This window comes from Clostridium sp. AF28-12 (genome assembly GCF_003435225.1).
Lineage (GTDB): Bacteria > Bacillota > Clostridia > Lachnospirales > Lachnospiraceae > Pilosibacter > Pilosibacter fragilis.
The window spans coordinates 1-9,446 of the sequence record NZ_QWGJ01000033.1 but is presented as its reverse complement, the minus strand read 5'-3'; the positions used below and the strand labels follow the sequence as shown (position 1 = coordinate 9,446).

Genomic DNA, 9,446 nt, shown 5'->3' with positions numbered 1-9,446 from the left:
GATGAAAGTCAGCAAGGCGCAGGGTGCCTACCTCATATCTTTTACAATGCCACAGTTCCTACGTGGTCACTGACCCGAAAGGCGATATCGTAATCGACTGCGGCCAAGCTCTTTTGAAGAACGGATACAGCATCCGGATTTTTAATACTATCAATTTCAGAAAGTCGATGCATTATAATCCCTTCTCGTATATTCACAGCGAAAAGGATATTTTGAAGCTGACTACAACCCTCATTGCCAACACCAAAGGAGACGGCAAGGCTGGTGATGAATTCTGGACGAAGGCAGAGACCCTGCTTTATTGTGCACTGATCGGTTATATCCACTATGAGGCACCGCTGGAAGAGCAGAACTTTGCAACTTTGATTGAATTTCTGAATGCGATGGAAGTGCGCGAGGATGATGAAACCTTTCAGAATCCAGTGGATCAGATGTTTGAGGCTCTGAAAAAGAAGAAACCGAACCACTTTGCTGTCCGCCAATATGCCAAATTTAAGCTGGCTGCGGGCAAGACATTAAAGTCGATTCTGGTGAGCTGCGGCGCACGTCTGGCTCCCTTCGATATTGAGGAAGTCCGTGATATCACCATGTACGATGAGCTGTCGTTGGATACGGTGGGAGATAAGAAAACGGCTCTGTTCCTCATTATGAGCGATACAGACCCGACTTTTAATTTCCTGATTTCCATGATTTACACCCAGCTGTTTAACCTGCTGTGCGAAAAAGCAGATGATGTCTACGGCGGCAGACTGCCGGTGCATGTGCGCTGCCTGATTGATGAGTGTGCGAACATTGGTCAGATTCCGAATCTGGAAAAGCTGGTAGCTACCATCCGATCAAGAGAAATCTCGGCATGTCTGGTGCTTCAGGCACAGAGCCAGTTGAAGGCAATCTACAAGGACAATGCCGATACCATCATCGGCAATATGGATTCCCGTATTTTCCTTGGCGGTTCGGAGCCGACTACGCTAAAAGAGCTGAATCAGGCACTGGGGAAAGAAACGATTGATCTGTACAACACCTCCGATACCAGAGGCAACAGCCCATCTTACGGCACCAATTACCAAAAGGTTGGGCATGACCTGGCTTCGGTGGATGAACTGGCTGTGTTGGACGGCGGAAAGTGCATTTTACAGCTGCGCGGTGTCAGGCCGTTCAAGTCAGATAAATATGATTTGACCCAGCATCCGAACTACAAGCTCACTGCCGGTGCTGATAAGAAAAACACGTTCAGCATCGAGGCGTTTCTTGACCATCGGCTGAAGCTCAAGCCCGGTGATAAGTACGAAGTGGTTGACGCAGATCATGCCAAGTAAGTTTGTTCTGGTGACGAAGATGTCATGGGTGCGCTGCTGGTAACAGAATAAGATAAGGGGCGGCGAGCTGCCGCCTCTTTACATAGCCAGGTTTCTGATTGGGATTGGAGACCTGGCTATATGTTTGCCCATTTGCAGGTGCACATGCAGATGGAAAATCACTATTCATCAGCCTATAAGGGCGCATCGTACAAGGAGGTACACATTTATGGCATTTTTCAACAGCGCAGTAACCGTTCTTCAGACTCTCGTCATCGCACTGGGTGCCGGTCTCGGCATCTGGGGAGCCATCAACCTGCTGGAGGGCTACGGCAACGACAACCCCGGTGCCAAGTCTCAGGGCATGAAGCAGCTCATGGCTGGCGGCGGTGTGGCACTGATCGGCACAACTCTGGTGCCGCTGCTTTCTGGTCTGTTCGGTTAAGCAAAAGCTGTCGGAGCGAAGATTCCGACCGGGCGGCGAAAGCTGCCTGTTACATAGTCAGGTGCAGGCAATATCCGCAGCTGGCTATTTTCTGCGCGCTCCGGCAGGTGCACATGTTGGTGGTATGACGCAGAACCGCAGTTTAGAATCGCACCGGCTGATAGGCCGGACAAGTTACAGGAGGACAAATCTATGGCGTTTCTTACTACAACTGCATCGGCACTGTCTCTTTTCTCACAGCTGTTCATGCTTCTGTCCCGTATGGCGAAGCTGTTCGGCGTGTTTGCGTAAGGAAGGAGGCGGCTTATGCAGAGTATCCTTGAACAGATCACAGATTGGCTCAAGAGCATGATCATCAGCGGCATCATGGGAAATCTTTCAGGGATGTTCGATTCAGTCAACCAGCAGGTTGGACAGATCGCAGGCGATGTGGGAACCACACCGGCGAACTTTTCACCTGCGGTCTTTTCTATGATCCGCAACATCTCGGAATCCGTGATCCTGCCCATTGCCGGAATGGTGCTGACTTTCATCGCCTGTTATGAGCTGATCCAGATGCTCATCGAGCATAACAATCTGGCAAATTTCGAGACTTGGACATTTTTCAAATGGGTCTTTAAGACCTTTCTGGCAGTGACCCTGATCTCGAACACATTCAATATCACAATGGCTGTCTTTGATGTGGCGCAGCAAGTGATTTCACGAAGCGGCGGTCTGATTTCCGGCAGTACGTCCGTCAGCGATGCGACCCTGACAGCGATGCAGGCCACACTGGAAGGCATGGACTTGGGACCGCTGCTGGGGCTGTATTTGCAGACCTTTGTGGTTCAGGTCACGATGCTGGCGTTGTCGGCTATTATCTTTGTCATCGTGTATGGCCGAATGGTGGAAATATATCTCATGGTGAGCCTTGCGCCGATTCCGTTCGCAACCTTTGGAAACCATGAGCAGAGCCATACCGGTCAAAACTACCTGCGCTCCCTGTTTGCACTGGGATTCCAGGGTTTTCTTATTATGATCTGTGTAGGCATCTATGCAGTTCTGATTCAGAACCTGTCCTTTTCGGATAACATTATCAGCAGCATTTGGGGCGTTATGGGCTATACGGTTTTGCTGGCATTTACCCTATTTAAGACGGGAAGCCTCGCAAAATCCGTGTTTGCAGCGCACTAAGGAAGGAGGCATGATTCATGGCATCTTATATTTCTGTACCGCGAGACCTTTCAAAGGTCAAAACCAAGGTCTTTATGAACCTGACCAAACGGCAGATTCTTTGCTTCGGAGCCGGTGCGCTGATTGGCGTTCCGGTTTTCTTTTTGCTCAAATCCAGCGGGAATCTGAGCCTTGCTGCTCTTGGCATGATGGCGGTAATGCTGCCGCTCTTCTTTCTTGCAATGTACGAGAAAGACGGTCAGCCGCTGGAAGTGGTAGCAAAGCACTTCTGTGAGGCAAAGTTCAAGAGGCCGAAAACGCGGCCTTACAAAACAAAAAATTACTATGCACTGCTGGTACAGCAGGCAGACGTGGAAATGGAGGTAAATCGCATTGTTCAAAATTCTCGAAAAGCTGACAGCGAAGAATAAAAAGCAGGATGACATCCGAATGCCGTCGCATCTGTCAGCCGCAGAGCAGAAACAGGTGCAGACGGTGATTGACCGCGCAAGGGGTGACCGCACGGTTCCGCATTCGGCACAGGAGAGCATTCCTTTTCAGCGGATGTTCCCGGATGGTATCTGCCGTGTGACGGATAACTACTACACCAAAACCATCCAGTTTCAAGACATCAATTACCAGCTGGCACAGCAGGAAGATCAGACGGCTATCTTTGAAGAATGGTGCAGCTTCCTGAACTTCTTTGATTCCAGCATCCGCTTCGAGCTTTCTTTTATGAATATGGCTACGGATGCCTCGAATTTTGAGAAGATGGTGCGTATCCCGTATCAGAAGGATCATTTCAATCCGGTACGCACGGAGTACAGCACCATGCTCCGCCGTCAGCTTGCCCAGGGCAACAACGGCCTGACCAAGACGAAGTACCTGACGTTTGGCATTGAAGCAGAATCCATGAAACAGGCAAAGCCAAGGCTCATTCACATCGAGATCGACCTGATGAACAACTTCAAACGCTTGGGTGTCCGGGCAAAATTGCTGAACGGAAAGGAACGACTTCATCTGATGCACGATATGTTCCACATGGGTGACCATGACCGATTCAATTTCGATTGGAAGTGGTTGCCGGAGAGCGGGCTGTCGGTAAAGGACTTTATTGCTCCGACCGGTTTTGCCTTTCCGAAGAACCGTGTTTTTCAGATGGGTGGGATGTATGGTTCCATGTCCTATCTCCAGATTACGGCTTCCGACCTGTCGGATCAGCTGCTGAAGGACTTTCTGGATATGGAATCCAGCCAGATTGTGACCATGCACATTCAGTCGGTAGACCAGAACAAAGCAATCAAGTCCATCAAGCACACCATTACGGAGCTGGATCGTTCCAAGATTGAGGAGCAGAAGAAAGCTGTCCGTTCCGGATACGATATGGACATTATTCCGTCGGATTTGGCAACTTACGGCAAGGACGCAAAGGCACTGCTGAAGGAATTGCAGAGCCAGAATGAGCGTATGTTCCTGCTGACCTTTCTGGTGATGAACACCGGCGAGACGGAGCAGGAGCTGGAAACCAACGTGTTTCAGGCTTCCAGCATCGCACAGAAGTACAACTGCAACCTGCGCCGTCTGGACTTTCAGCAGGAGCAGGGGCTGATGAGCTGCCTGCCGCTGGCACAGAACCTGATTGAGATTCAGCGCAGCATGACGACCAGCAGCACGGCGATTTTCGTGCCTTTTACCACCCAGGAGCTGTTTCAGACCGGGAAAGAGGCTTTGTACTATGGACTGAATGCGTTGTCCAACAACCTGATTATGGTTGACCGGAAAAAGCTCAAAAACCCCAACGGGCTGATTCTTGGCACTCCCGGTTCCGGTAAATCCTTCTCGGCCAAGCGAGAAATCGCCAATGCGTTCCTGGTGACGGATGACGATGTAATCGTGTGCGATCCTGAAGCCGAGTACACAGCACTGGTGCAGAAATTTGAGGGGCAGGTTATTAAAATCAGCCCTTCCAGCACGCAGTATATCAACCCGATGGACATCAACGCGAATTATTCAGAAGAGGATAATCCGATTGCCCTGAAAGCAGATTTCATCCTGTCCCTGTGTGAGCTGATCGTGGGCGGCAAAGAAGGCTTGCAGCCGGTAGAAAAGACGGTCATTGACCGCTGTGTTCATCAGATTTACCAGACCTATTTCGAGCATCCGGTGCCGGAGAATATGCCGGTGTTGCAGGACTTGTACGAGGCACTGCTCCGGCAGGATGAAAAGGAAGCACACCATGTGGCAACAGCATTGGAAATCTATGTGACCGGTTCGCTGAACCTGTTTAACCACCGCACCAATGTAGATATCAATAACCGGCTGGTCTGCTATGACATCAAGGAGCTGGGCAAGCAGCTGAAAAAGATCGGTATGCTGGTGGTGCAGGATCAGGTCTGGGGGCGTGTGACCGCCAACCGCAACGCTGGTAAAGCCACCCGCTACTATATGGACGAGTTCCATCTGCTTTTGAAAGAAGAGCAGACAGCGGCTTACAGCGTGGAAATCTGGAAGCGATTCCGTAAATGGGGTGGTATTCCCACCGGCATCACCCAGAACGTGAAAGACCTGCTTTCTTCCCGCGAAGTGACGAACATTTTTGAAAACAGCGACTTCATTTATATGCTGAATCAGGCAGCCGGTGACCGTCAGATTCTGGCGGATCAGCTGAACATCAGCCCGCACCAGCTGTCCTATGTGACCCACTCCGGCGAAGGCGAAGGATTGCTGTTCTACGGAAATGTGATTTTGCCGTTCGTTGATCGTTTTCCGACCGATCTGGAACTGTACCGGATTATGACAACAAAATTAACCGAAGTGCAGGAAGCAAAGGAGGCGTAAGCGATGGCTGGCAAGAAAAATCCGAATCTCGGAGACAAGCTGCGGCAGGAACGCGAGGGTGCGGAGAACACCCTTCGCGATTCCAGAAACAAAGCCGCCGATAGCAGTATGGGAGACAGCAGCAAGAAAAAAGCGGAACACCGAAGGCAGATTCGTCACGAGGCCGATCTTGCCAAGATGCGCAGCAAGAAGCTGAAATCAGAGCAGGAAGTAAAAGCGAAAAAGAATGCAGCAGCTTCCGGGAAAAAGGGCGGAAAGCCAAAGAAGCCGGGAAATCTTGCGGCAGATGCACTTTCAGCCAAGGCACATCAGAGTGTGCGCAATGCCGACCAGGATAATAATTCTGGTGTGGAGGCAGCGCATTTTACCGAAGGTTCAGCGGAAGGTGCAGCCCGTGCTGGTTCCAGGTTTCAATATGGCCGAAAGCTGCGGCAGTACAAAAAGCTGGAGCGGTTGGAGAAAAAGGCAAATAAAGATGCCGTAGATTCCATCTTTGCGGAACGCATGAAGTCTGATCCGCAGGCTGGTTCCAATCTCTTTTCCCGATGGCGGCAGAAGCAGGCCATCAAAAAAGAGTATGCCGCTGCGAAGGCAGGTGCGGCTGCTGCGGAGAGCACAGCAGCTGGCACAGCCAAAGCTGCGCAGGGTACTGCCAGCATGACAGAAAAGGCATTTCAGTTTGTACAGAGCCACTCGCATATCATCATCGGTATCGCAGCTGTGGGACTGCTTGTTTTGGTGATTGCCGGGTCGGTTTCGTCTTGCTCCGTCTTGATCAATGGCGGCGGAAATGTTGTGCTGGGGACTTCCTACACAGCGGAAGATGAAGATTTGAAAGGTGTGGAGACGGATTATACCAAGCTGGAAGATAAACTTCGCAAACAAATCGACCGCATTGAAACCGACCATCCGGGCTATGACGAGTATCGCTACAATCTGGCAGAGATTGGTCACAATCCCTATGAGCTTGCTTCTCTGTTGACCGTAGAATTTGAAAACTATACGAGAAGCCAGGTGCAGGCGCGGCTTCAGAGTATTTTTGAAGCGCAGTATGAGCTGAAGCTGGAGGAAAAGGTGGAAATCCGGACGAGGAAAGAAACCCGTGTGGGCTATCGCTACAATCCAATCACTGGAACCGGACACACCTACACCTACCAGGTGACGGTACAGTATGAGTATAAAATCCTCAATGTAACGCTGCTCAATCGGGGCGTTGACTATGTTGCCAGAAATTCCGGTCTTACAGATGACCAGCTGCAACGCTACGAAGTTACATTGGAGTGCAGGGGCAATCGGGATGATCTATTTGCAGGCATCGCCTTTGCAACGCCGGACGGCGCGGGCTCCAGCGGAGAATACCAGGATTACGACATTCCGGGCGAGGCTCTGACGGATGAAAAATTCCGGAAGATGATTACCGAAGCAGAGAAATATCTCGGTTATCCCTATGTCTGGGGCGGCAGCTCGCCGAGTACCAGTTTTGACTGTTCCGGCTTTGTCAGCTGGGTCATCAACCACTGCGGAAATGGCTGGAATGTAGGCAGGCAGACGGCCAATGGTCTGATGGGAAAATGCGACATTATCCCGAAGAGTGAAGCAAAGCCCGGAGACCTGATCTTCTTCCAGAAAACCTACAACACCAGTGGAGCGTCCCATGTGGGCATTTATGTCGGCAATGGGATGATGATCCACTGCGGCAACCCAATTTCCTATGCTTCCATTGAAACGAGCTACTGGCGGCAGCACTACTACTGCATGGGAAGAATTCGATAAAAACAGGGCGTTTATTCGCCCGGAAAGGACAGAGTATGAGTTTAAAACTGGAAAAGATTGCTGCGGAGCGTGAGAAAGCCCGCAGAAAACGCGATGAGTGGGAGGAGCGCAGAAAGGAATGGGACAGAAAGTACCACGAGCAGGAAAACAGCGAAATTTGTGAAATGGTACATGCCCAGAGCCTGACCCCGGAACAGCTGGCAGTCATCATTCAGATGGCGCAGGCTGCGGTTCCCAACCCGGAGAACCTGAAACTGGATGAGAAAGAAACGGAGGATATGGAATGAAAAAGATGATGGTAATGCTGCTTGCCAGTGTGATGGCGGCAGGAATCTTTACGACCACTGCATTTGCCTATACGGGCGATGATGTGCAGAAGAACACATCTGTCAGTACCGCTGCGCAGGAAGCGGATGCAGCAGAAAGCGCAAATGCAGGGAAAACGGACAATACCGACAGCATCGAAATCGACCCGGACATGCAGGTGCTGCCGGATGGCTATGAGGTCTCTACGGATGCGAATGGGAACCTGATCGTTACGGTGGGCGGCAAGGAATACAACATCGGCAGCGAAAAGTCCCAAAAGCAGATGGGTACGGTGGTGCCGGGTATCACCAGCCTGCATTTTCGTTCCGGTCCCGGCATGGATCAGGAGATTATCGGATATCTGCATTCCGGCGATACAGTGGAGATTGTCGAAAAATGCGGTGACTGGTATAAGGTGAACTTCAACGGCAAAACCGGATATGCACATGGAAAGTACCTGAATGTCACGGATTCCGCAGAAGACAGCAGCATGTTCAGTGAAGATGCGCTGAAGCTGTTTCTGGATTTGATGCAGAGCGGAATGTCATCCGAGGATGAGAAGGAATCCAGTGCAGCTTTGACTCCGGAAGGTAATATGACGCTGGTGGACGATATCGGTGAGGAAGAAGATAAATCCAGCCAGCAGTTCATCACGCTGGTGACAAAGGCGGGCAACACCTTCTATCTGATTATCGACCGCGATAAAGACGGCAACCAGAATGTGCATTTCCTGAATATGGTGGATGAGGCCGATTTGCTTGCGCTGATGGATGAAGAGGAAGACGCCAAGTATCAGGAGAAGAAACCGGAAGTCACGGAACCTGCGGAAACCGAAAAGCCGCAGGAGACGGAGCCTGCACCGGAAGAGCAGAAAACAGAGAGCGAGCAGAAGAAAGCGTCTCCGCTTCCGATGATTATGCTGCTTCTGTTTGTGATTGGTGCAGCCGGTGTCGGCTGTTATCTCTATATCAAGATGAAGGGCATAAAGCCTGCATCTAAGAAAAATCAACCGGACCCTGATGCGGATTATCACGATGAGGATGAAGACGCGCTCCAGCTGCCGGAGGATGACGGTGACGAGGACGAAGAAGTGGATGTAAACGAGGATTACGAAGCGGAATCGGATGATGAACCTGTTTGATTAAGGCAGCGTTGACCGGTGGGGCGGCTGAAAAGCCGTCCCTTTTACATAGCTAAATGGTTTGTGAATGGAGTATTTTGAGCCATGAAGCTATGGAAACTGTAGGTGATATCTGATAAAATAGAGAATAAGAACAGTGATACAAATCATTATTTGAGGAACTGGGCGGCAAATACGAAAGGCAAGGGGATTATTTGATACCGTGCTTAACTGTACCCGCCGAAGAAGAACAGGCAATAGGCATCTGGGGGCAACGGCATTTAGATTATCTAAAACAGTACCGTAAAGTTACATACACCAATCTTCTTACAAGCGGCAGGCTAAACGCCTACCTTGCCGACATCAACAGACAGGCACAGGAACACTTTGAACGGCTCATAGAGGGCATGAAGCAAGCACAGGGCATAACGGAATGCCTAAAGGAAGAAAACGCCTTAGAATGGACTGGAAGAACGAATAACATAAGGGCTTGTGCGAGGGAGATTGTGGAAAAGGA

General features: G+C 50.5%; 8 protein-coding genes and 1 pseudogene. All 9 read left to right on the top strand.

Annotated elements, in window-relative coordinates; translation table 11 throughout:
• Positions 1 to 38: 38 nt before the first annotated feature.
• Positions 39 to 1,316, top strand: a pseudogene (locus DWY93_RS15950) (type IV secretory system conjugative DNA transfer family protein); the annotation flags it as partial.
• A gap of 208 nt (positions 1,317 to 1,524) precedes the next feature.
• Positions 1,525 to 1,740: a Maff2 family mobile element protein gene (locus DWY93_RS15945; protein WP_002576404.1), complete on the top strand. Its 216-nt coding sequence runs from the start codon at positions 1,525 to 1,527 to the stop codon at positions 1,738 to 1,740.
• Positions 1,741 to 2,046: 306 nt separating this feature from the next.
• Entirely contained in the window at positions 2,047 to 2,913 is an 867-nt protein-coding gene (locus tag DWY93_RS15940) for a VirB6/TrbL-like conjugal transfer protein, CD1112 family (RefSeq protein WP_002576403.1), read from the top strand.
• 17 nt (positions 2,914 to 2,930) lie between these two features.
• Positions 2,931 to 3,323 (top strand): PrgI family protein, encoded by a 393-nt coding sequence (locus DWY93_RS15935; RefSeq protein ID WP_117472656.1) that lies wholly within the window; start codon positions 2,931 to 2,933, stop codon positions 3,321 to 3,323.
• Positions 3,324 to 3,342: 19 nt separating this feature from the next.
• Complete coding sequence (locus DWY93_RS15930) at positions 3,343 to 5,730, top strand: VirB4-like conjugal transfer ATPase, CD1110 family (protein ID WP_005929911.1); 2,388 nt, start codon at positions 3,343 to 3,345, stop codon at positions 5,728 to 5,730.
• 3 nt (positions 5,731 to 5,733) lie between these two features.
• Positions 5,734 to 7,503, top strand: coding sequence for a C40 family peptidase (locus DWY93_RS15925; RefSeq protein WP_117472654.1), 1,770 nt, complete (start codon positions 5,734 to 5,736; stop codon positions 7,501 to 7,503).
• A 35-nt stretch (positions 7,504 to 7,538) separates the two neighbouring features.
• Positions 7,539 to 7,790 carry a DUF4315 family protein gene (locus DWY93_RS15920; protein ID WP_013274293.1) on the top strand — a complete coding sequence of 84 codons (252 nt, stop codon included), beginning with the start codon at positions 7,539 to 7,541 and terminating at the stop codon, positions 7,788 to 7,790.
• Positions 7,787 to 8,950 carry a CD1107 family mobile element protein gene (locus tag DWY93_RS15915; RefSeq protein ID WP_117472652.1) on the top strand — a complete coding sequence of 388 codons (1,164 nt, stop codon included), beginning with the start codon at positions 7,787 to 7,789 and terminating at the stop codon, positions 8,948 to 8,950. Before DWY93_RS15920 ends, DWY93_RS15915 begins: the two co-directional genes overlap by 4 nt.
• A gap of 194 nt (positions 8,951 to 9,144) precedes the next feature.
• Positions 9,145 to 9,446 (top strand): TnpV protein (locus DWY93_RS15910; protein ID WP_242990735.1); only part of this gene is annotated, 302 nt, incomplete at its 3' end.